The organism is Mycolicibacterium elephantis DSM 44368 (assembly GCF_004014805.1).
Classification (GTDB): domain Bacteria; phylum Actinomycetota; class Actinomycetes; order Mycobacteriales; family Mycobacteriaceae; genus Mycobacterium; species Mycobacterium elephantis.
In genome coordinates this window covers 18398-40254 of sequence record NZ_ATDN01000021.1, presented here as the reverse complement: position 1 = coordinate 40254, position 21857 = coordinate 18398, and the positions used below count along the sequence as shown (strand labels likewise).

Annotated in this window: 21 protein-coding genes; 9 read left to right on the top strand and 12 right to left on the bottom strand. The window is 66.0% G+C overall.

Going from position 1 to position 21857, the window contains the following annotated elements; all coding sequences use genetic code 11:
* The first annotated feature begins 11 nt into the window (after positions 1 to 11).
* The 5 genes from rfbA (at position 12) to MELE44368_RS15505 (ending at position 6093) form a co-directional block, all read left to right on the top strand.
* Entirely contained in the window at positions 12 to 881 is an 870-nt protein-coding gene (gene rfbA, locus MELE44368_RS15530; protein WP_064929683.1) for a glucose-1-phosphate thymidylyltransferase RfbA, read from the top strand.
* A complete protein-coding gene (gene rfbB / locus MELE44368_RS15525) occupies positions 881 to 1879 on the top strand; it encodes a dTDP-glucose 4,6-dehydratase (RefSeq protein WP_064929681.1) in 999 nt (332 codons plus the stop codon). Before rfbA ends, rfbB begins: the two co-directional genes overlap by 1 nt.
* A 15-nt stretch (positions 1880 to 1894) precedes the next feature.
* Positions 1895 to 3337: a sugar nucleotide-binding protein gene (locus tag MELE44368_RS15520; protein WP_064929679.1), complete on the top strand. Its 1443-nt coding sequence runs from the start codon at positions 1895 to 1897 to the stop codon at positions 3335 to 3337.
* 457 nt (positions 3338 to 3794) lie between these two features.
* Positions 3795 to 5474, top strand: coding sequence for a PGRS repeat-containing protein (locus MELE44368_RS27350; protein WP_164890119.1), 1680 nt, complete (start codon positions 3795 to 3797; stop codon positions 5472 to 5474).
* A gap of 409 nt (positions 5475 to 5883) precedes the next feature.
* Positions 5884 to 6093, top strand: coding sequence for a hypothetical protein (locus tag MELE44368_RS15505; RefSeq protein WP_046753536.1), 210 nt, complete (start codon positions 5884 to 5886; stop codon positions 6091 to 6093).
* A 7-nt stretch (positions 6094 to 6100) separates the two neighbouring features.
* On the opposite strand, the gene MELE44368_RS15500 is transcribed toward MELE44368_RS15505, so the two are convergent.
* From MELE44368_RS15500 to dnaK, 4 genes are read right to left on the bottom strand one after another with little or no spacing between them, the layout of a single operon-like run.
* Positions 6101 to 6466 (bottom strand): heat shock protein transcriptional repressor HspR, encoded by a 366-nt coding sequence (locus MELE44368_RS15500; RefSeq protein ID WP_046753535.1) that lies wholly within the window; start codon positions 6464 to 6466, stop codon positions 6101 to 6103.
* A complete protein-coding gene (gene dnaJ / locus MELE44368_RS15495; RefSeq protein WP_046753534.1) occupies positions 6466 to 7644 on the bottom strand; it encodes a molecular chaperone DnaJ in 1179 nt (392 codons plus the stop codon). The genes MELE44368_RS15500 and dnaJ overlap by 1 nt, the downstream gene beginning before the upstream one ends.
* A 36-nt stretch (positions 7645 to 7680) precedes the next feature.
* The gene (gene grpE / locus MELE44368_RS15490) at positions 7681 to 8283 is read right to left on the bottom strand and encodes a nucleotide exchange factor GrpE (RefSeq protein WP_064891025.1); all 603 of its coding nucleotides are present in this window, start codon (positions 8281 to 8283) and stop codon (positions 7681 to 7683) included.
* Positions 8280 to 10145, bottom strand: a complete 1866-nt coding sequence (dnaK, locus tag MELE44368_RS15485; RefSeq protein WP_064891027.1) for a molecular chaperone DnaK — start codon at positions 10143 to 10145, stop codon at positions 8280 to 8282. Before dnaK ends, grpE begins: the two co-directional genes overlap by 4 nt.
* A gap of 248 nt (positions 10146 to 10393) precedes the next feature.
* On the opposite strand from dnaK, the gene MELE44368_RS15480 reads away from it, so the two are divergent.
* Positions 10394 to 10867, top strand: a complete 474-nt coding sequence (locus MELE44368_RS15480; RefSeq protein ID WP_128109306.1) for a hemerythrin domain-containing protein — start codon at positions 10394 to 10396, stop codon at positions 10865 to 10867.
* 108 nt (positions 10868 to 10975) lie between these two features.
* Here MELE44368_RS15480 and thpD read toward each other — a convergent pair whose 3' ends face one another.
* The 4 genes from thpD to ectA are packed head-to-tail and all read right to left on the bottom strand — an operon-like array spanning position 10976 to position 14173.
* Positions 10976 to 11881, bottom strand: coding sequence for an ectoine hydroxylase (gene thpD, locus MELE44368_RS15475; RefSeq protein ID WP_407662021.1), 906 nt, complete (start codon positions 11879 to 11881; stop codon positions 10976 to 10978).
* Between the two features lie 11 nt (positions 11882 to 11892).
* The gene (locus MELE44368_RS15470) at positions 11893 to 12282 is read right to left on the bottom strand and encodes an ectoine synthase (protein WP_046753529.1); all 390 of its coding nucleotides are present in this window, start codon (positions 12280 to 12282) and stop codon (positions 11893 to 11895) included.
* A gap of 14 nt (positions 12283 to 12296) precedes the next feature.
* Complete coding sequence (gene ectB / locus MELE44368_RS15465; RefSeq protein WP_064891029.1) at positions 12297 to 13586, bottom strand: diaminobutyrate--2-oxoglutarate transaminase; 1290 nt, start codon at positions 13584 to 13586, stop codon at positions 12297 to 12299.
* Positions 13587 to 13633: 47 nt separating this feature from the next.
* Positions 13634 to 14173, bottom strand: a complete 540-nt coding sequence (gene ectA / locus MELE44368_RS15460) for a diaminobutyrate acetyltransferase (RefSeq protein WP_128109305.1) — start codon at positions 14171 to 14173, stop codon at positions 13634 to 13636.
* 260 nt (positions 14174 to 14433) lie between these two features.
* Between ectA and MELE44368_RS15455 the strand changes: the two genes are divergently transcribed.
* The 3 genes from MELE44368_RS15455 to MELE44368_RS15445 are packed head-to-tail and all read left to right on the top strand — an operon-like array spanning position 14434 to position 16337.
* Positions 14434 to 15378: an LLM class F420-dependent oxidoreductase gene (locus MELE44368_RS15455; RefSeq protein WP_082933056.1), complete on the top strand. Its 945-nt coding sequence runs from the start codon at positions 14434 to 14436 to the stop codon at positions 15376 to 15378.
* Between the two features lie 28 nt (positions 15379 to 15406).
* Positions 15407 to 15868, top strand: coding sequence for a hypothetical protein (locus MELE44368_RS15450; protein ID WP_046753526.1), 462 nt, complete (start codon positions 15407 to 15409; stop codon positions 15866 to 15868).
* A gap of 19 nt (positions 15869 to 15887) precedes the next feature.
* Entirely contained in the window at positions 15888 to 16337 is a 450-nt protein-coding gene (locus tag MELE44368_RS15445) for a hypothetical protein (protein WP_064891035.1), read from the top strand.
* Positions 16338 to 16423: 86 nt separating this feature from the next.
* On the opposite strand, the gene MELE44368_RS15440 is transcribed toward MELE44368_RS15445, so the two are convergent.
* The 4 genes from MELE44368_RS15440 to MELE44368_RS15425 form a co-directional block, all read right to left on the bottom strand.
* Positions 16424 to 17917, bottom strand: coding sequence for a dynamin family protein (locus MELE44368_RS15440; RefSeq protein WP_128109304.1), 1494 nt, complete (start codon positions 17915 to 17917; stop codon positions 16424 to 16426).
* 99 nt (positions 17918 to 18016) lie between these two features.
* The gene (locus tag MELE44368_RS15435) at positions 18017 to 19909 is read right to left on the bottom strand and encodes a dynamin family protein (RefSeq protein ID WP_128109303.1); all 1893 of its coding nucleotides are present in this window, start codon (positions 19907 to 19909) and stop codon (positions 18017 to 18019) included.
* 98 nt (positions 19910 to 20007) lie between these two features.
* Positions 20008 to 20988, bottom strand: a complete 981-nt coding sequence (locus tag MELE44368_RS15430; RefSeq protein ID WP_046754588.1) for an IniB N-terminal domain-containing protein — start codon at positions 20986 to 20988, stop codon at positions 20008 to 20010.
* Between the two features lie 257 nt (positions 20989 to 21245).
* Positions 21246 to 21758, bottom strand: coding sequence for an Rv0340 family IniB-related protein (locus MELE44368_RS15425; protein ID WP_128109302.1), 513 nt, complete (start codon positions 21756 to 21758; stop codon positions 21246 to 21248).
* Positions 21759 to 21857: the final 99 nt, after the last annotated feature.

Below are 21857 nucleotides of genomic sequence, written 5' to 3'. Positions count from 1 at the left end.
ACGATTTCGTCATGAAGGGAATCATCCTGGCGGGCGGTTCGGGAACGCGCCTGCATCCGATCACGCTCGGGGTCTCCAAACAGTTGATCCCCGTCTACGACAAGCCGATGGTGTACTACCCGCTGTCCACGCTGATGCTGGCGGGTATCCGGGACATCTTGGTGATCACGACACCCCACGACGCGGAGAGTTTCGAGCGCCTGCTGGGCGACGGCTCACAGTTCGGCATCTCGATCACGTTTGCCCAGCAGCCCTCACCGGACGGACTGGCCCAAGCGTTCACGATCGGCGAGGACTTCATCGGCACCGAGAAAGTCGCCCTGATTCTGGGTGACAACCTCTTGTACGGGCCGGGCCTGGGTAGCCAACTCAGCCGCTTCGACGATGTCGACGGCGGCACGATATTCGCCTACTGGGTGAGCGAGCCCTCCGCGTACGGGGTGGTGGAGTTCGACGCCAACGGCGTGGTGGTGTCTCTGGAGGAAAAGCCCAAGCAGCCGAAGAGCAATTTCGCGGTGCCCGGGCTTTACTTCTACGACAACGACGTCGTCGCGATCGCGCGCGACCTCGCCCCCAGTGCGCGCGGTGAGTACGAGATCACCGACGTCAACCGCGCCTACCTGGAGCAGGGCCGATTGCGGGTTCAGGTGCTCCCCCGCGGGACCGCATGGCTGGACACCGGAACGTTCGACCAGATGACCGACGCGGCCGACTTCGTGCGCACCATGGAACGACGCACCGGCTTGAAGATCGGCGTGCCCGAGGAAATCGCCTGGCGCCAAGGGTTTCTCAACGACGACGAGCTGTGTGACCGCGCCACGAAGCTGATCAAGTCCGGTTACGGAACGTACCTGCTGGATCTGCTCGAACGGGGCCGCTAGTGGCTCGGATTCTCGTCACCGGAGGTGCGGGCTTCATCGGATCCAACTTCGTGCATTACCTGGTCAACCAGACCGCCCACCACGTCACGGTCCTGGACAAACTCACCTACGCCGGCAACCGCGCGTCGCTGTCCGGCCTGCCGGAGAACCGGGTGGAATTCGTCCATGGCGACGTCGCCCACCCGGAGCTGGTCGACGAGTTGGTGGCATCAGTCGATGCGGTCGTGCACTACGCGGCGGAATCGCACAACGACAATTCCCTGCACTTCCCGCAGACGTTCGTGCGCACCAATGTGATCGGCACTTTCACTCTTCTCGAGGCAGTTCGAAAGCACGGCGTCCGCCTGCACCATGTCTCGACCGACGAGGTGTACGGCGACTTGGCGCTCGACGATCCGGCGAGGTTCACCGAATCCAGTCCCTATCAGCCGTCCTCACCGTACTCGGCGACCAAGGCCGGCAGCGACATGCTGGTGCGGGCGTGGGTGCGATCGTATGGCGTTGAGGCGACGATCTCGAACTGCTCCAACAACTACGGTCCGTACCAACACGTCGAAAAGTTCATTCCCCGACAGATCACGAACGTGTTGTGGGACATCCGCCCCAAGTTGTACGGCGACGGTCGCCATGTCCGCGACTGGATTCATGCCGAAGACCATTCATCGGCGGTGCTGGCGATATTGGAGAAGGGCCGAATCGGCGAGACCTATCTCATCGGCGCCGACGGCGAAAAGGACAACAAGACGGTCGTCGAGCTGATCCTGACCATGATGGGCCATGACCCTGCTGGGTACGACAACGTCACCGACCGCGCCGGACACGATCTGCGGTACGCAATCGACTCGACCAAGCTGCGTGACGAACTCGGGTGGCGGCCGCGGTATGGCGACTTCGAAGAAGGCCTGTCGGCGACCATCGACTGGTACCGCGATCACGAGGATTGGTGGGCGTCAACCAAGGGAGCCACCGAAGCGTTCTATGCCGAACTCGGGCAATGACGGAGAATCCAAGCGATGACGGTGTACGGCAAGACCTTGGAGGCTGAGCACACGCCTATTCCCGGGCTGACGGTTTGGCAGCTGCCCGTCCACGGCGACAACCGAGGGTGGTTCAAGGAGAACTGGCAGCGCGAGAAGATGCTCGCCGCGGGTATGCCGGACTTCGGTCCCGTCCAGCACAACATCGCCTTCAACGAACACCTGGGCACCACGCGCGGCATCCATGCCGAACCTTGGGACAAATTCGTTTCCGTCGCGGCCGGGCGGGCGTTCGGGGCGTGGGTCGACCTGCGCGCGGGCGCGACGTTCGGGACCGTCTTCACCGTCGAACTGGATCCGTCGCGCGCCGTGTTCGTGCCCCGCGGGGTGGGCAACGCATACCAGACGCTCGAGCCGAACACGGTCTACTCCTACCTCGTCAACGACCACTACTCCGCCGATGCGAGCTACACATCGGTACACCCCGCCGACGAGAGCGTCGCCATCAGCTGGCCGATCCCGCTGGACCGAGCGGTGTTGTCTGACAAGGACCGCGCCCAGCCCCGGCTGGCCGACATCGACCCCGTGCCGCCGCCGAAGATCTTGGTGCTCGGCGCTGGCGGGCAGCTGGGGCGCGCCCTGCGCGCGGCTTACGGGGACGCGTCGCATGTCGAGTTCCCCACCCGGGCCGACATCGATCTGGTTGCCGGTGACCTCCAATCGGCTCGCCGCTGGGGCGATTACGACACGATCATCAACGCCGCGGCGTACACCGCTGTCGACAACGCTGAGACCACCGAAGGGCGGGCGGCAGCGTGGGCGACCAACGTCGCCGGCGTGGCGGCACTCGTGCGGGTCGCTGCCGAGCGCGGCCTCACCGTTGTGCATATCTCGAGTGACTATGTCTTCGACGGAACGAGCACGCGGCCGTACCGCGAGGACGACCCGTTCACGCCGCTCGGCGTATACGGACAGACCAAGGCGGCGGGCGATCAGATCGTGGCCACCTTGCCGCGCCACTACATTCTGCGCACGTCCTGGGTGATCGGGGACGGGCGCAATTTCGTCCGCACCATGTTGTCGCTGGCCGACCGGGACGTGAACCCTTCCGTGGTCGACGATCAGTGGGGACGCTTGACCTTCACCTCCGAACTGGCTCGGGCGATCCGGCACCTGGTCGAGACGCACGCGCCATACGGCACGTACAACGTGAGCGGTTCGGGGCCCGTGGGGTCATGGGCGGACGTGGCGCGTCGCACGTTCTCCCTCGCCGGTCACGACCCGACCCGGGTGACCGGGGTGTCCACCGCCGAATACTTCGGCAAGACCCAAGGTCCCGTCGCCCCGCGCCCAACAAACAGCGCACTCGATCTGACCAAGATCGAGTCCACCGGATTCATCCCGGCCGACGCCGACGAGATGCTCGTCGACTACGTGAGATCGCAGACACGCGAGAGCCCCCACACGGCCCGCCGTTGAAGACCCCTACCGCGTGCCCGCGCAGGAAACCGGCCACATCCCGCCCCGGCTCCCGCACCCCTGTCACAGAAATTGAGAAATGCCGACAAAATGTACAAACAGCAAATAGTGTAGAACGTCAATTTACGGCTGAAACGCCGCTTGTAAAGGGATCGTTGCCGGTAGAGTGCTGCGAGTGGCCGCCAGACATTCTGCGACGAAGCCAGCCAGGAGAGCCCGAAGAAAAACAAGCGGGCGCGCAGGTCGGCATCGTGTTCAGAGCCGGCACAACGACGTCAGTTTGTGGCTCGGAACAGGGGTTATCACCCTCGGCGTATGCACCGGTATGGCTGCCGGAACTGGAGTCGCCCACGCCGATACCCCGAGCAATGATTCCGCGTCGGCCAGCGATAGCAAATCTGACGGTCAAACCGCGACAGATCGCAACACTACGGACAGCCGTGACACTACCGGCACCATGCGTAACGCCAACGTCGCTGAAAGCCTCGACGACTCCACCATCGACGACGTCGACAGCAACTTGGATTCCACCGATGCGGACGACCTTGCCGAAGTAGACGATGAGGACCTCGCAGAAGAGGAGCCCCTCGAGGACGAAGAGCTCGCAGAAGAGGAGGCACTCGAGGACGAAGAGCTCGCAGAAGAGGGGGCGCTCGGGGATGAAGCGCTCGCGGATGAGGAGCCCGCAGAAGAGGAGCCGGTAGAGGAAGTTCCGTCAGAGCAGTACCCGGTAGAGGACGTCCCGGCCACGGAAGATCCTGTAGAGCCACCCCCGCCGGCCGACGACGTCCCGCCGAGCACATCGCCGCCGCCCGTCCTTGCCGATGACTCAGCACCCGGCGACACCACGACCGTCCCGATCACTCCGATGGCGCAGCTGGTCTCCAGGGCGCAAGAGCTGATGGACACGTACGCGGCCGGTGACGGATCCCAACCGCCGACGATCGGGGCAGCGGCAGCGCCAGAGGTCAGCCCAATGGCAGGCGAGATCGACTTCATTCTGGCGCTTCCCGGCGTCCTCGCTTCCCTTATCGGCCAAGTCCAGGCCGCCATGGCGCCGCTTTTCATCTTCGATTTCCCGGTACACATAACTGTCGAAGAAGCCATCACGGCCGTATTCACCAATCAGTGGAGAGGGCGACCGCTCATCGGCCACGGTGCCGACGGCACCGCGGACAGCCCGGACGGCAAACCCGGCGGCTGGCTGTTCGGCAACGGCGGGGACGGCTATTCGCCGCCCGCGGGCTCCGGCCTGGACGGCGGCAACGGTGGGGCCGCAGGATTCATCGGCAATGGCGGCAACGGCGGCAACGGTGCATCCGGCGGCACTTTCCCGGTGCTCGCTCCATCCGGTGGTAAGGGCGGCAACGGCGGGTCGGCGTTCCTATGGGGCAGCGGCGGTAACGGCGGTAACGGCGGTGACGGCGGCAGCAATTTGACCGGCACCCTGCGCGGCAGCGGCGGCAACGGCGGCAACGGCGGCAACGGCGGGTTCTTCAGCGGAAACGGCGGTAATGGCGGTAGGGGCGGCGACGGCGCGCCGGGCGGCAACGGCGGCAACGGCGGGCAGGTCATCAGCTTCGCGCTCGGCTACTTCAACCCGTTCTACGTACCCGGAACCGTCATGGGCGGTGCCGGCGGCGACGGTGGCAACGGCGTACAGGGCGGCGCGGGTGGCAACGGCGGCGCCGGTGGCCTCGCGCTCAATTTTGAGTATCCGCCCGTGAGCGCCCTACTGAACGTCGCCGCGTTCCTCTTCCCCACCAACGGTGATCCGATGCGAGCTATCGGCGGTGCCGGCGGGAACGGCGGCAACGGTGATGGCCTCGGCTCCGGTGGCAACGGGGGCAAGGGCGGTGACGCGTACTCACTGCTGGCCGATGCAACCGATATCCCCGGAGCCGCCATCGGCGGCCGCGGCGGCGACGGGGGCATCGGTGGTCTTCTGGGCACGCGTGCTACCGGCGGCCGGGGCGGCGACGCCTACGCGTTCGATATCCGCACCCCTGGTCAGCCCGGCGCCGGTGGCGGCTGTCTCCTCGGCATAGGCGCCTGCCCCGGCACGTCGGGAACCCCGCCCGTCCTGCTCACTTTCATGATCGACCTCATCCGCCTTGTTGTCGGCGGTCTTCAATAGCAACAACGGCTCTGCGGGCGGAACGTGAGCTTGTGCGCTGACTTTCGCCATCGCTCCTACGACGAGCTCATGTTCGAGCAGTCGAAATGCTCGCCGGCGATCGCGGCGTCCTAGACATCGAAGCGCGCTGATAGTTCCCGAGATCCGCAGCTCCGCCAGGGGAGCGTTCGACTTCCAAAATTCCCCTAGCTCAACGGCTTTGGCTCATAAGAGGCGTACAACGCCACGAACGCGCCACTTCGGCCAAATGATTCGCATCGGCGTTTTGTCGCCGCTGGTCAGGTGGACATGTGTAAGGTAAATGTCTAAGCAACCTGCTTACAAAATAACGTGCGCGAAAATTTTGGGGAATCTAGCGCTTGAATATCGCGGGTCTGGGGGGACCGTTATGTCATGGGACGTGGGACATATGGACGAGGAAGACTTCGCGGTCGCCGTGGGCGCGGCCGCGCAGCACGCCGTCTGGAACACCGAGCACCCGCTCACCCACCGCCTGGCCGAGGATGACCCACGCCGGGAGAAGTACCTGCGCGAATACCACTCGTCCGTAGGTCACCAGGTGCTCGCCGCCATCGCGCACCTGGAGGCGTCCAGCCCGTGCGGCGGGCGGCAGGGCTGACCGACCCCTAGCGCTGATTGCGCGGCTGCCACACCACCAGCGCGGTGCTCTTGGGCCGAGGCTGCGCCCGCAACTCCTCGACCTCACGGGTCAACTCCTTGACCCGCGCCTGCAACGCCTCGACCTGATTGGTCAACTCGATGATGCGTTTGATGCCCGCGAGGTTCACACCCTCGTCCTGAGACAGGCGCTGCACCTCCCGCAGCAGCTCCACGTCATGCTGCGAATAGCGCCTGCCCCCACCGGGTGTGCGCTGCGGACGCACCAGCCCGAGCCGGTCGTAGGTGCGCAACGTCTGGGCGTGCATGCCCGCCAGCTCGGCCGCCACAGAGATCAAGAAGGTGCGGGCTTCCTTGTTGGAGCGCTTGGCCATCACGCACCTGCCCATCCCGCCCGCGGGTCAAAACCGCTGGCGCGCTCGGCCTTTGCGTACGCCTCAAGCGCCTCCACCGCCTCGGGCGGCAAGTTCGGCGGCACCGCCACCTTGACGGTGACGAGCAGGTCGCCGTGGCCACCAGACCGCTTGGGCACCCCGCGTCCGCGCACCCGAAGGATCCGTCCGTCGGACGTGCCCTTGGGCACCCGCACACCGACCTTGCCATCCAGAGTCGGCACCGAAAGCGTTGTGCCCAGTGCCAATTCGTGGAAGCTCACCGGCACGGTGACGGTCAGGTCGTCGCCCTTGCGGCCGAACACCTTGTCCGGCCGGACATGTACGGTCACATACAGATCGCCCGACGGTGCACCGCGCAGGCCGGCTTCGCCCTGTCCGGGCAACCGGATTCGCTGACCGTCCTCCACGCCCGGCGGGATCCGGACGTTGATCGTGCGGGTCCGCGTGGTGACACCGGTGCCCTTGCACTCCTGACACGGGTGCTCGATGATCGAGCCGCTGCCCCGGCATTCGGTGCACGGCTCGGAGAACCCGAACGCCCCCTGGTTGCGGCTGATCACACCGGAGCCGTTGCAGTTCGGGCACACCTTCGGGCTGGTGCCCGGGCGTGCGCCGCTGCCATGACAATTCGTGCACGGCGCGGGACTGGTGAGCCGCAACGGCATCGCAACGCCCTTGGTCGCCTCGAGGAACGACAGCTCCGTCTCGGTCTCCAGGTCGTTGCCCCGCCGCGGCCGGCTCGGCCGGGGCTGCTGCGCACCGCGTCCGAACAGACCGCCGAACAGGTCGCCGATGTTCGCGCCGCCGGTCTGGCCGGCGGCATCGAACAAGTCGTTCAAGTTGAACTCGACGCCGTCCGAGCCGTAGCCGCTGAATCCACCGAAACCACCGCCGAACCGGCCGCGACCGAAACCACCGTTGGCGAAAAGCCGTCGGGTCTCGTCGTATTCCTTCCGCTTGGCCGGATCGGTCAGCACCTCTTTGGCTTCCGAGACGGCCTTGTACCGTTCCTCTGCCGCCGGGTTGCCCGGGTTGCGGTCGGGATGGTTCTCCGCGAGCAGCTTGCGCGCCGCCCGCTTGATCTCCTGTTCGCTGGCGTCAGAGGAGACGCCAAGCTCGGCGTAGAAGTCCTTCTCGACCCATTCACGTTGAGCCATGTCGCGTCACCTCCTCACCGTTCGTCGCGTCGCTCTCTAGGATTCTGCGGGGTCCTCCGCCGATTCGTCGTCCTTATCCGCCGTGTCGGCCCCATCCGGGACGGTGTCGACGACACCGACCATGGCGTGCCGCAGCACGAGATCGCCCACCTTGTAGCCGCGCCGCATCACGTTTCCGACGATCGGATGTGTGCCGTCGCCCTCATGCTGAACGGCCTCGTGCAGCTCGGGGTCGAACTCCTCGCCCTCGTCGCCGAATCCCGAAAGGCCGAGGCCCTCGAGGATGCCGATCAGCTTGTCGGCGACAGCCTTGAATGGACCGGACTCCAGATCACCGTGGCTGCGCGCCCGCTCCAGGTCGTCCAGCACCGGCAACAGCTCGGTGAGGACGGCGGCCTTGGACCGCTCGGCGATGACCTGCTGGTCCCGCAGCGTGCGCTTGCGGTAGTTGTCGTACTCGGCCTTGACGCGCTGCAGTGTCGACTTCAGCTCGGTGACTTCCTCCGGCGAACCCCCGGCTTCCGGCGCCGGCCCGCTGGGGGCCGGCCCGGTCGCCTGTTCACGAACTTCACCAGTTTCGGGGTCGATACGCCGCTTGTCGGTGACGGTCACCGGCTCGTGCGAATCGTTCTGGCTCACTTGTTCTCCTGGTCATCATCGACAACCTCGGCGTCCACCACGTCGTCAGCCGACGAGCCCGCGGCGCCACCCTCGGCGGCACCGCCGCCTGCGGCCTGTGCGGCCTGGGTCGCCTCGTAGATCGCCTGGCCGAGTGCCTGGCTTTCGACGCCGAGCTTCTCCATCGCGGACTTGATCGCGGCGATATCGGTGCCTTCCAGCGCCTTCTTCGCGTCGGCGATCGCGCCGTCGACCTTGCTCAAGGTTTCCTCGGGGACCTTGGACCCGCCTTCGGCTTCGCGCTGCTCCTTGACGAACTTCTCCGTCTGGTACACCAGCGACTCGGCCTGGTTGCGGACGTCGGCCTCCTCGCGCCGCTTGCGGTCCTCCTCGGCATGCGCCTCGGCATCCTTGATCATCCGGTCGATCTCCTCCTTGGAGATGCCCGAACCCTCCTGGATGCGGATGGTGTTCTCCTTGCCGGTGCCCTTGTCCTTGGCGGTGACGTGCACGATGCCGTTGGCGTCGATGTCGAACGTCACCTCGATCTGGGGCACACCGCGCGGAGCCGGCGGGATACCGGTCAGCTCGAAGCTGCCGAGCAGCTTGTTGTGCGCGGCGATCTCACGCTCACCCTGATAGACCTGGATCTGCACCGACGGCTGGTTGTCGTCGGCCGTGGTGAAGGTCTCCGACCGCTTGGTCGGGATCGTGGTGTTGCGCTCGATCAGCTTGGTCATGACGCCGCCCTTGGTCTCGATACCAAGCGACAGCGGCGTGACGTCAAGCAGCAGAACGTCTTTCACCTCACCCTTGAGCACACCGGCCTGCAGCGCGGCGCCCACCGCGACGACCTCGTCGGGGTTGACGCCCTTGTTGGGCTCCTTGCCGCCGGTCATCTCCTTGACCAGATCCGACACCGCGGGCATCCGGGTCGAGCCGCCGACCAGCACCACATGGTCGATGTCGGACACCGAGATGCCGGCGTCCTTGACCACCTGCTGGAACGGCTTGCGGGTGCGGTCCAGCAGATCCTGCGTGATGCGCTGGAACTCGGCACGGGTCAGCTGCTCGTCGAGGAACAGCGGGTTCTTGTCCGCGTCGACCGTGATGTAGGGCAGGTTGATCGAGGTGCTCTGCGAGCTCGACAGCTCGATCTTGGCCTTCTCCGCAGCCTCACGCAGCCGCTGCATCGCCATCTTGTCCTTGGTCAGGTCGATGCCGGTGGTGCCCTTGAACTTCTCGACGAGCCATTCGACGATGCGATCGTCCCAGTCGTCGCCACCGAGATGGTTGTCACCGCTGGTGGCGCGAACCTCGACGACGCCCTCGCCGATCTCCAGCAGCGAGACGTCGAACGTGCCGCCGCCGAGGTCGAAGACCAGGATCGTCTGCTCCTTCTCACCCTTGTCCAGCCCGTAGGCCAGCGCCGCGGCGGTCGGTTCGTTGACGATGCGAAGCACGTTGAGGCCGGCGATCTGGCCGGCGTCCTTGGTGGCCTGCCGCTGGGCGTCGTTGAAGTAGGCGGGCACGGTGATCACCGCGTCGGTGATGTCCTCGCCCAGGTACGCCTCGGCGTCACGCTTGAGCTTCATCAGCACCCGCGCGCTGATTTCCGGCGCGGTGTACTTCTTGCCGTCGATCTCCACCGACCAGTCAGAGCCCATATGGCGCTTCACCGACCTGATGGTCCGGTCGACGTTGGTCACCGCCTGGTTCTTGGCGGGCTGGCCGACCAGCACCTCGCCGTTGCGAGCGAACGCGACGACGGACGGCGTGGTGCGGGAGCCCTCGGAGTTCGCGACGACGACGGGGTCGCCACCTTCCAAGACCGCGACGACGGAGTTGGTGGTCCCGAGGTCGATTCCGACCGCACGAGCCATAGTTCTGCCTCCTGAGATAGTCCTGCTAGGGGTCTGAGTGCACCGCACTCAAGACTGCTCCGACCAACCCTGTCATGTCAAACCAGACTTGCGCCTATGTCACTCAACTGTCGAACGGGTCAACGGCATCGACCGCCGGTTTGTTCCCCGGACGTGCGGCTCCTACTCGAAACCGACAAAATGGCGGCTTCACATGCCACGAATCGACCGTTGCGTCGGTTTCGCGTCCGTGTTCCTAACATCGAGGTATGTGCCAGTACTGCGGATGCCGTGACATGCCGCTCATCCGCGACTACATCAGCGAGCACGCCCACGTGCTCAACCTCGGGGGCGAGGCGGTCCGCGCGATCGAGCGCGGCGACCTGCAAACTGCGCGGGAACGGCTGAGTGCGATGGCCGAGGAGCTGCAGTCGCATTTCAAGGGCGAGGAGAACGGGCTGTTCGCGGTCATGGCCGCCGACGAGCTGTTCGCCGAACACATCGAACCCCTGGTCCGCGAGCACCGCGAACTCGAGCAGCTCCTGGCCACCGCGGACATCGCCGAGGCCGAGGGCCAGCAGGCCATCCGCGACGCGGTGGAAGGCCTCTTCGAACACACCAGGAAAGAAGAGGACGGGCTCTTCCCCGCGGCGTTGACGTCGCTGGACGGCGACCAGTGGGACGCCGCGATCCAGGCGTGGCACGATGCTCACCCCGGGCGCGAGATGGTGCGCTGGGCCTGAACAGCCCCGCCGTCGCAGTGGCCGTCGATTCCTGCGCCATGGCTGCGCCGGGCGGTCGAACCACGACCCAGCCGCAGAAATCGGCGCACAGGAGCGGCCGGCGCCGTCCTAGCTGACCGGCGGCGGGTTCACCCCGAACGGCTCGGCGGTGCGCGACGCCAGGTACTCGGGCCGCGGGCGCGGCGCCGCGAACGGCTCGGTGAGCGCGTTGTCGACCGAGTTGAACACCAGGAAGACGTTCGACCGCGGCAGCGGCGTGATGTTGGATCCGGAGCCGTGCAACAGATTCGAGTCGAACCAGACCGCCGTGCCTGCAGGTCCTGTCATCTGCTCGATGCCGTATTCGCCGGCGGCCTTGGTCAGGGTGTCCTGATCGGGCACGCCCGTCTCCTGCCGAACGAGCGAGGAGGTGTGGTGGTTGTCCGGAGTGGCGCCGACGCAGGGATAGAACACCTGATGGGATCCGGGCATGACCATCAACGGCCCGTTGTACGGGTAGTTGTCGGTCAACGCGATCGAGCACGACACGGCGCGCATGGCCGGCATCCCGTCCTCGGCGTGCCAGGTCTCGAAGTCCGAGTGCCAGTAGAAGCCGGTGCCGGTGAACCCCGGCATGAGGTTGATGCGGGCCTGGTGGATGTAGACGTCGCTGCCGAGCAGCTGCCGCGCCACCGGGATCACCGTCTCCAGCCCGACCACCTCGGCGACCAGGTCGCTGATCACGTGGGGCTCGAACACCGAGCGAATGCTTCCGCCGCCGGGCTCGTAGATCACCCGGGGGTCGTCCCGGTCGAGTTCGGCGCCCATGCGCTCGAGTTCTTGGCGCAGTGGCGGCAGCCAGTCCTCGCCGAGGGTGCCGGGGCGGATCAGATAGCCCGCCTGCTCGAAGGCGTCCAACTCCGCCTGGCTCAGCGGGCCGTCGTGCGGGCCACCCCACACCGTCGGCTCGGCCCGGGGAATCGGCGCGATCGCGTGGCCCAGCCGCGTCGGATACTGGTCGTGTACGCGGGGCATCGTTACTGCACTCATGCTATCTGTGGCGGTGGATAAGCGCCGGTCTCGTCGTGGACTTCGGTACCGGTCACCGGGGGGTTGAAGACGCACAGCATGCGGAGCTGCTCATCGCAGGTGACCCGGTGACGTTCGTGGCCGTCGAGCAGGTACATGGTGCCCGGGGCCAGCGGCCAGGTCTCACCGGTTTCGAGGTTGGTCACCGAGCCGCTGCCTTCGACGACCCAGACGGCCTCGACGTGGTGCTGGTAGTGGAACTCGCTGACCGAGTTCGGCTTGATGGTCGTCTCGTGAAACGAGAATCCGACACCGTCACCGGCGAGGATGATCCGCTTGGACCGCCACGCGCCGTCCGAGACATCGCGTTCGGTGCCGGTGATCTCGGAGGTAGTACGCACAATCATGGCGGGAACACTTTCTATGAGGAGGCCGTCGCGGTGACGGCCTCGGCGAGAATGTCCAGGCCGGTCTCGAGTTCGTCCCGTGAAGCGGTGAGCGGCGGCAGGAGCTTGACCACCTCGTCCGAGGGCCCGCTGGTCTCCATCAGCGCGCCGCGGTCGAATGCGGCGCGGCAGACCTGCGACGCCAACTCGGTGTCCTCGAACTTCAGGCCCTGCGCCATGCCGCGACCACGCGCCGAGACGCCGTCGTGGTCGGCGGCGATCTCCTCGAGACGCGAGCGCATGAATTCGCCCTTGCTCACCGTCGCTTCGGTGAAATCTGAATTCTGCCAATAGGTTTTGATCGCCTGGGTGGCGGTGATGAACGCCGGGTTGTGGCCACGGAAGGTGCCGTTGTGCTCGCCGGGCGCCCAGACATCCAGGTCACGACGGAACAACGTCAGCGCCATTGGCAACCCGTAGCCGCTGATCGACTTCGACAGCGTCACGATGTCGGGCACGATCCCGGCTTCCTCGAAGCTGAAGAAGGGACCCGTTCGGCCGCAACCCATTTGAACGTCGTCGACGATCAGCAGGATGTCGCGCTTGTGGCACAGCTTCTCCAGCGCCTGCAACCACTCGATGCGGGCGACATTGAGACCGCCCTCGCCCTGCACGGTCTCGACGATCACCGCCGCGGGCCGGTTGAGCCCGCTGCCGGAGTCATCGAGAACCCGCTCGAACCAGTGGAAGTCCTCGGTGACGCCGTCGAAGTAGTTGTCGTACGGCATCGGGGTGGCGTGCACGAGCGGCACGCCCGCACCCGCACGCTTCATCGAGTTGCCGGTCACCGAAAGCGCGCCCAACGTCATCCCGTGAAAAGCGTTGGTGAAACTGATGATCGACTCGCGGCCGGTCACCTTCCTGGCCAGTTTCAGCGCAGCCTCAACCGAGTTGGCGCCGGTCGGCCCGGGGAACTGCACTTTGTAGTCCAGCCCGCGTGGCCGCAGGATCTCCTGTTCGAAAGTCTGCAGGAACTCCGTTTTCGCGGAGGTGGCGATGTCCAGGGAATGCACGATCCCGTCGGACGACAGATACTCCAGGAGCGGGCGCTTCAGCACCGGGTTGTTGTGTCCGTAGTTCAAGGCTCCTGCGCCGGCGAAGAAATCGAGATACTTCCGGCCCGACGTGTCGGTGACCCAGGAGCCCTGGGCGGTCTCCATCACGGCCGGCCAGCCGCGGCAGTAGCTGCGGACTTCGGATTCCACCGAGGTATAGACCTCGGGAAGGTCGGTTTCGGACAGGGGGGCAATCATTGCCAGCGACATGCAGTCAATCCTCAGTTTCGATCAATCAATTTACGGTTTCGGTCATTTCATGCGGTTAGTGCTGCCGTGAGCGGGCCGATACGAAGCAGCGGCTCGTCCTCGTGCTCCCCCTCCACGGAAAGGAGCGCGGAGCTGAAGTGCGGACTCTCGGTCAACGGCACCCCATGGCGCCGGGCGAACGCTCCGAAGAACGCCCGTGACGCCGTGTTGCTCGGGGCCACCGTGGTCTCCACCGTGACGGGGTGACCGCAGCGGTCACGCCGGACGCGGTATACCAGCGCGTCGAGCATTGCGCCGGCCAGACCTTGTCCGCGTGCGGCTTCGGCCACTGCCACCTGCCAGACGAACAGCACATCGGGGCGGGCCGGCGGGTGATAGCCGGTGATGAGCCCGAACAGTCTGCCGTCGCGATGCGCCACGATCGAGGTGTCCGCGAAATCCGTCGCCATCAACAGGTACGCGTATGACGAGTTGAGGTCAAGCACACCCGTCTCAGCAACTAATTGGTGCATTGCGAGCGCATCTGCAGCCACCGGTGCGCGTAGGGAATCAGCCCACGAATCCGGGGCAGGGTTCAGAGCGGACATAACTTAGTTAGCAGTCACCACCGAGCAGTTGTCGACCATCGCTAGTTCAGATCACGGTGTGCCGACCGTAAGCCAGCCTCACTAGCCGATCAAGCGCCTCGACCGGCCCGATCGTCGAGCAGAACTTCGACTTCACCCCCCAACCCTGCGCAAACACGAGGGCAGGCGACGGCCGATCGCGGGACGGCAGCGTTATCAAATCGTTACCAAATGTGGCGTCGGGGTGAGCTGCGCCACAACCTGCCTCTACGCTGGCGTACGTGAACTCACTGTCGAATTTCCGGGTCTTCGTCGAACCGCAGCAAGGCGCCTCCTACGCCGACCAACTGGCCGTCGCTCTCGCCGCCGAGCAACTTGGCTACGGCGCGTTTTTCCGGTCAGACCACTACCTCGCGATGAGCGGTGACGGTTTGCCCGGCCCGACCGATTCGTGGGTCACGTTGGCGGGCATCGCGCGCGAGACGTCATCGATCCGGCTCGGCACGCTGGTCACCTCGGCGACGTTCCGCTATCCGGGACCGCTGGCGGTCTCGGTCGCGCAGGTCGACGAGATGAGCGGCGGGCGTGTGGAATTCGGGATCGGTGCCGGCTGGTTCGAGCCCGAACACGCCGGCTACGCGATCCCGTTCCCCTCGGTGCGTGAGCGCTTCGAGCGGCTCGAAGAACAGCTGCACATCCTCACCGGGATGTGGACGACCCCGCCGGGCAAGACATTCGACTACACGGGCACCCACTACACGGTGACGAACTCGCCGGCGCTGCCGAAACCCGCGCAGACGCCGCATCCGCCGATCATCATCGGAGGCACCGGCGCCAAACGCACACCGGCGCTGGCGGCGGAGTTCGCCGCGGAGTTCAACGTGCCGTTCGTTTCGCTCGACGTCGCCACGACCCAGATCAGCAGGGTCCGCACGGCGTTGAACGATGCCGGGCGCGCTGTCGACTCGATGACGTTCTCCGCCGCGTTCGTGGTCTGCGCAGGCCGCGACGAGGCCGAGATCGCCCGGCGCGCCGCGGCCATCGGTCGCGAGGTCGACGAGCTGCGCAGCAACTCACCGCTGGTGGGCACGCCCGCCGAGATCGCCGACAAGCTCGCCGGCTACACCGACGCCGGAATCCAGCGGGTGTACCTGCAGCTTCTCGACATGTCCGATCTCGACCACCTCGAGTTCTTCGCGCGCGAGGTCGTTCCCGCGCTGCGCTAACGCGCGCCGGCAGCAACCCGCGGCTACGATGCGTGCCGTGACCCGCCGGGACGACGATGGCACCGACGGGCAGCCGTGGCACAACCGGACGCCCACGGTGGCCGGGGCGAGCATCGCCGGCTTGGCGGTGATCGGCCTTCTGGTGCTCGCCGTGTCGATGCTGACCCGCCAGTTCAGCGCGCCTGAACAAGCTCCGCTCCATTTCGTCGAGCCCAGCTATTCGGCGGTCACCCAGGCGGCCACCACGACAGCCACCACCACCACCGCGACGATCACCACGACGAGCCCACCGCAGACCACCGATCTGTCGGCGATCGAGACCACATCCACCTCGGAAACCACGTCGCCGCCGGAAACCACGTCGGAACCCGAAACCTCCAGCGCCGAGCCGACCAGTGAGACCGACGACGAAGACGAGGACGAGACGACGGAGCGCACCACCCGCCGACCGCGCACGAATGTGACGCGCACGCTCTATCCGTTGCCCTGAGCGCCTAGTATCGATCTTCGTGGCGCGCTACGGACCTCCCGACGACCCGAACTATCCCAACGACGAGCCGACCGCATACATGAACTACGGCAACGGCGGCCCGCCCGAGGAGCCGACGCCGTGGTACCGCAAACCCGCCGCGTTGGTCGCGTTCGGCGCGCTCGGTGCGGTGGTGATCGCGCTGATCGTCTGGGGCCTGGCGCACCTGATCGCCGGTGGTGACGAACCGACCGACTCCGAGACGTTGACCCCGCTGACCACGACGTCGCGGTCGGTGGTGACGACGGTGCCGCCGCGCGAAACCGTCACGGAGACAGTCACTCCGACGACAACCGCGCCACCGCCGACCACCACGACGACCACCACCACCACGACCACGACGACGACCACCACCGAACCGACCACCACGATCAGCACCAGCACCGAAACCGTTACCGAGACCGTCACGGTGCCGGCGGAGGGCGAATAGCCGGCGGCGGGTTGCGCTCGATCCTGCGCTGAGAGCGCGATTTCAGCTGATTTCGCGCGCTGGACGCAGAGTCAATGCTGGGCCGCTCAGCGGCCGCGGGCGGCGTACTCGGCCACCAGCGCCTCGGCGCTGCGCACCGCCGCGCGGCACGCCCGCGTGGTGAACGGGTCGTTGAGCGGGTGATCGGCCCGCCGGCGCCAGCGCTGCGCCGCCGCGAACGCCGCCCTCGGCCCGTCGTACGGCGCATCGGGTTGCAGTCCCAGCCGGCTGGCGGCGTCGGTGCCCGAACCACCGATGATCCGACGCAGCGACGCCATCTCGTCCTCGTTCAACGTCGTTGGCCGCGAGTGCAATTGGGAGAGCAGCCGCAGCTCTTCGAAGGCGTGGGTGTCGGCGAGCAGCGGGTCGATGTCGGCGATGATGTAAGGCGTGGCGTAGATCGGATTGTTCTGCACGAACTGCCGAAGCGACCGCAACGCCGTGTGGGCCTTGAGCAGATCCGAGCGCTGCGCGAACTGCTGGTCGATTACATCGCGCAGGGCCACCAGGCCGCTGCGTTCCAACAGTTCGTCGGCCAACGCCACCGAATCGGTGACGCCGGCACGCAGCACCGCGATCGAAATCCGGATCCCGAACATGCCGAAGCGGTCCAGCAGCGCGGCGCGGGTGGCGGCGTCGACCGGTAGATCGCTGTCCTCGCGCACGAACCGGTCCACCGACAACATCGCCTTGGTGAGTTCGGCGGCATCGACCGCGGCGAGTTTCTCCAGCGCGACGAACTCGCTCTGCCGCAGCGTGCGGGCGGTGAATGCGAGCAGACCCGACACCGGGACCACCGCCTGGCAGATCCCGGTCCTGTCCATCTCTCTGGTGAACCGGGTGGCCACGTCTTTGGCCGACAGCATCGCGTCGATGCGTCCGGCGCCGATCTCGTCGGCGCGTGACACGACGCCGATCACCCCGAGCGCCCCCGCAGACCCGCCCACCAATTCACCGATCTGCTTGAGCAGCGCGATGTCTGGGGCGTTGAGCGTGCGCAGCAGGAACACCACGGCGTCGACACGCGGCACACCGTCCTCGGGCACCAGCAGCCGCAGAGTGCGTTCGGAGACGTCGCGGTTCAGCGACGACGTGCCCGGGGTGTCGATGATCGTGGTGTCGATGAGTTCGGCGGCGGGCCACTCCACGTCGAGGTCGACGATGTCCTCGGGGTCGAGGCTGGCGAAGTCGAACGTGAGGCCACCCTCTTTGGGGTCGCGGCCGATCGGCACGTTGGAGCGCCGGCCGCCGACGTGGTTGGCCGTCACCTTCGGCGTCGGGCCATGTCGGAAGCACGTCACGATGCGGGTGGCCTCGGTGGCGTCGGTGGGTGCGATGTCCTCTCCCACAAGGGCATTCACCAGGGTGGACTTACCCGCCTTCAGCGTCCCTGCCAGGGCGATGCGGATCGGTTGGTTGAGCCGGCGACCGATACGGTCCAGCTCGTTGTGCACGTCGGGACGGTGGCGGTAAGCGGGGTCGGCGCGGTAGGCCTGGATGGTTCCGTCCAGGATCGCGCGCACCTGATCGCTCGTGCTCATCTCGCGCTACCTCGACGTCCTCCCGCTCGGTAATGATCGGAAGAACCAGCTTAGGCCCGCGGGGTGGCACCTATGCCACACCGCACCCCGGTTCACGGGTCAGGCGGGGCGCGCGGGCGTCAACTTCGCCGCGTGCTCGAGCACCTGCTTGAGAATGTTGAGCTGTCGTTCGAGTTCACGGATCCGGTTGTTGCGCTCGGTTTCCTCGAGCCTGGCCGACGCGATGGTGGCCTGCAGCGACTCGTTGAGCGATCGCGTGGTCTGGTTGGCGATTGCGCGGTAGTGGTCTCGCAGCTGCCGCTGGATGCCCTTGAGGCGGTCGCGGGATTCCTTGCTCACCACGAACTGGGTGTCGTCGATGAACCGGCGGGTGTTCAGCTTCGCCTCGTTGCGCACCCGCAGCATCCGGTTCTCCATGTTCTCCTTGTAGGCGGTGCGTCCCATCAGCAGCCCGGCGCCGATGGACAGCGGGTTGAACATGCCCAGCCCGGCGAACGACGTCATCATCCCGAACATCAGCACGCCGCCGTAGGACCCCTGCATGCCCATGGTGAGCTTGCGGCCCTTGCCGATCGGCTTGGCCTCGAGGCTGGCCAGTGACTTGATCTCACCGAGGCTCGCCCCCATCTGGCTGGGATCGATCTGCGGCATCTTGACCGCCTCGAGGCCCGCCTCCACGAACGTGCGGGCGACCTCGGCGGCCAGCACCTCCGCCCGCTGGTAGGCCCACACGAAGTTGTCGCCCACCGCGGTGGCGACCGCCTCCTCCAGCTCGGACCCGATCTCGGCCCAGTGGTGGGTGGGATCGCAGTTGTCGATGACCTTCTCGATGTGTTGGCTGATGGCCCGGAACCGGTTGCGCAGATCGTGGTCGACGTCGGCGGTCAGGTCCGAGATCCCGTCGTTGAGTACCTGCTGCCACAGCGCGGTCTGCTGCAACGCGTCCTGGGCTTCCTCTTTGCGTTGCTCGAGTTCGGCTTTGAGCCGCTCCCGGGTCTCGGAGTCGTTCAGCGCCGCCAGTTCGGATTCCACGGCCATCGTCAGATGCTCTGCGGCCGAACGGACCTCGTTGACCACCAGGTTGCGGATCCGGTCGTTCTGCTGGGCCAACACCTGCTCGCTGAGGAACCTCACGATCGCAGGGAAATTCGATTCCTCGTTGAGCTCTTTGTCGTTGAGCTGGATGGCATGGCTGCGCAGCAGCGACGACGACGGAATGATCGGAATGTCCAACCCCGCCCGTTGCAGATGGGACCTGTTGGCTTCGACGATCTGGCGCCAATGCGGGTAGAGGTCGGTCTTGGTGGCGATGATCGTTGCCAGCGGACATATCTCAAACGCCTGCCGCATGAACGTCATCTCGGGTTCGGTGAACTCCTGGCTGGTGTCGCTGCACATCAGCACCGCGTCGGCGTCGGGCAGCAGGCCGAGCGTCGCGGAGAGATGCGGTTGACCGTGCCCGCCCACACCCGGGGTGTCCACGAACGACAACCCGTTCTTCAGCAGCGGGCCGGCCGCGGTGACCTCGACCCGCAACACCTCCCTGCCACCCGCCTGCGGGGCGCGGCGCAGGTCGTTCTTGAGGTCGGCCATCGGGATGTCGATCTCGTCGGGCTCCTCGCCTTCGCCCCGCGCCACAATGATTTTCGCGGCCGCGGTCTCCCCGTAGGACACCACGGTCGGCAGCACCGTGCTCTCGTCGTCGCCGACACGCGCCACCGGCACGTTGAGCAGTGAGTTCAACAATTGACTCTTGCCCTGCTTGAGCTGGCCGGCGACCACTACGCGGATCTGCGGGTCCGTGACGCGATTCTTGGCCCTGGCCAGCCGATCCACCAGGTCGGTCCGTTCGTGCGCGTCGGCGATCTTGCTGGTGTGGTCGATCAGTTCGACGATGACCTTGGTGGATTTGGCCGGCCCGGCGGCCGCTGCCGATTTGGCGGGCCCGCCGGCCGGTGCCGCCGCCTTGCGAGGGTCGGTGGATTGCGTCATGGATTCCTCTTGGTCGAAAGGCGCTGTCTACTAACGGTAGATGCGCCAACTGGCGGGGATCAGATTTTGATCTCCGCCAGCCGCGCGATCCGGATGAGTCAGAAGAGACCCACGTCGGTGCTCACATCGACATCGGTGTTGACCTGGCCGGAGTTGTCGGTGGAGTTGTCGACCGAGTTGTCCTGGCCGGAATTGTCCACCGAGTTGTCGACGGAGTTGTCCACCGAGTTGTCCTCGATGCTCGAGCCGCCGGAGATGCCACCGGAAACCGAGCCGTCGATGTCTCCGACGTTGGTCTGGTTGCCGTCGACGTTGGTGGTGTCGTTGTCGTTGATGATGATCCCGCCACCGCTGCCGCCGGCTCCGCCCGTGGCGTTGCCACCGTCGTTGCCGACGCCGATCAGCCCGCCGCCGCCGTCACCACCGACCGCGCCGCCGCCGTCGCCGCCGCTCATGTCGACGTCGTTGATGACGGGGCCGTCGTTGTCGGAGATGATATCGCCGCCCGCGGTCTGGTCGCCGCTGTCGTCGATCTCGTTGTCCTCACCGATGTTGACGTTGGAGTCGTCGATGTCGCCGGTGTTGACGTTTTCGTTGTCGTCGCCGACCACGTTGCCGTCGCCGTCGACGTTGGTCGCGTCGATGTCGCCTGCGGTACCGGTGTTGACCACGCCGCCGTCGGTGGCGGTGTTGGTGGTCTTGTCGCCGAAGGTGATGTCACCGAAGTCCAGACCAACGTTGACCGCACCCTGCTGCTGGTCCTGGCCGGCGATGTTGTTGACGTCGTACTCCGGGCTCAGGAAGCGGGTGTCGTTGTTCGACAGCAGATCGGTTTGGCGCTGCGGCGCGAACGCGATGCCGTGGGTCTGGGCAACGGCCTGCTGCAGCCCGACGACGGGGTCACCGCCGCCTTGCAACACGGCGGCCGGCGCCACGGTGGCGGCCACGGACTGCACCTGCGCGGCGGTCAGGTTCTGGACGCCGGCATTGGACATGGCCCGATCGGGGTCTGCGATGAACTCGTGCGCCCGAACCGGATCGCGAAACAGGTTGAGGATCCAGTCGATTACGTTCGTCATTTCTTCGGTCCTTTCACTTGTGAGGGGAGCTGGTTGCCGGGCTGTCCGGCGAGCTGACAACCACGTTATGGAGCCGACGACCCCCACGGAACGGGGTCTGAACCCCTCCCTTCGACCCGGCAGCAGGGGCTGCCCCAATACCGCCCGTTAGGGGATTAGGGGGTCTTTAGGGGATGCCGCATGACCAGGCCGAACAACACGAAGACTGCGTGGCCGGACACCGGCCGCGCAGTCTCGGGAAGGGTTACAGGGGTGCGTCAGAAGATGTCGAATCCCGACGCCTGGGGATCCACGTCGACGACGGTGTCGTCGCCATCGCTGCCGACATACGGCTCGGCGATCGGGATGTCGTCGATGATCGGCACCTCGGAAACATCGGACGTGTCGTCGAGCATGTCGAGTCCGGACTGCAGCACCTCATCGGGCTCGTCGATGGCATCGACGCGATCGGCGATCAACGACTCCGTGTCGTCGATCACCGGAGCCGGCACCTCGTCCCCGAAGGCGTCGAAGGCAGCGGTGGCCGCACCGCTGGCCCACACGTTCGTCGCCGCCTCACCAAGCCCGTCCAGCCCGGCGACGGCGGGCATATCGGTCACCAACGACGACATCGACTCGGTGACCACAGGGATCAGGGCTTCGACGTCGGCGCTGGTCACGTTGGTCAGGTCGGCGTCGGCGATCGCTTGATCGGGATCGGCGGCGAAGCGGGCAGCGGTGTCCGGGTCCCGCACCACCGACATCACGAAATCGAGCAGCGAGTTGGCCATGAAACACCCTCCCTCCCATTGCAGATATATATGCGGTGACAGCGTTGTTGGTTCACGGCTGTCCATGGCTTGATTTCGATGCTATCGACGGCGAACTCG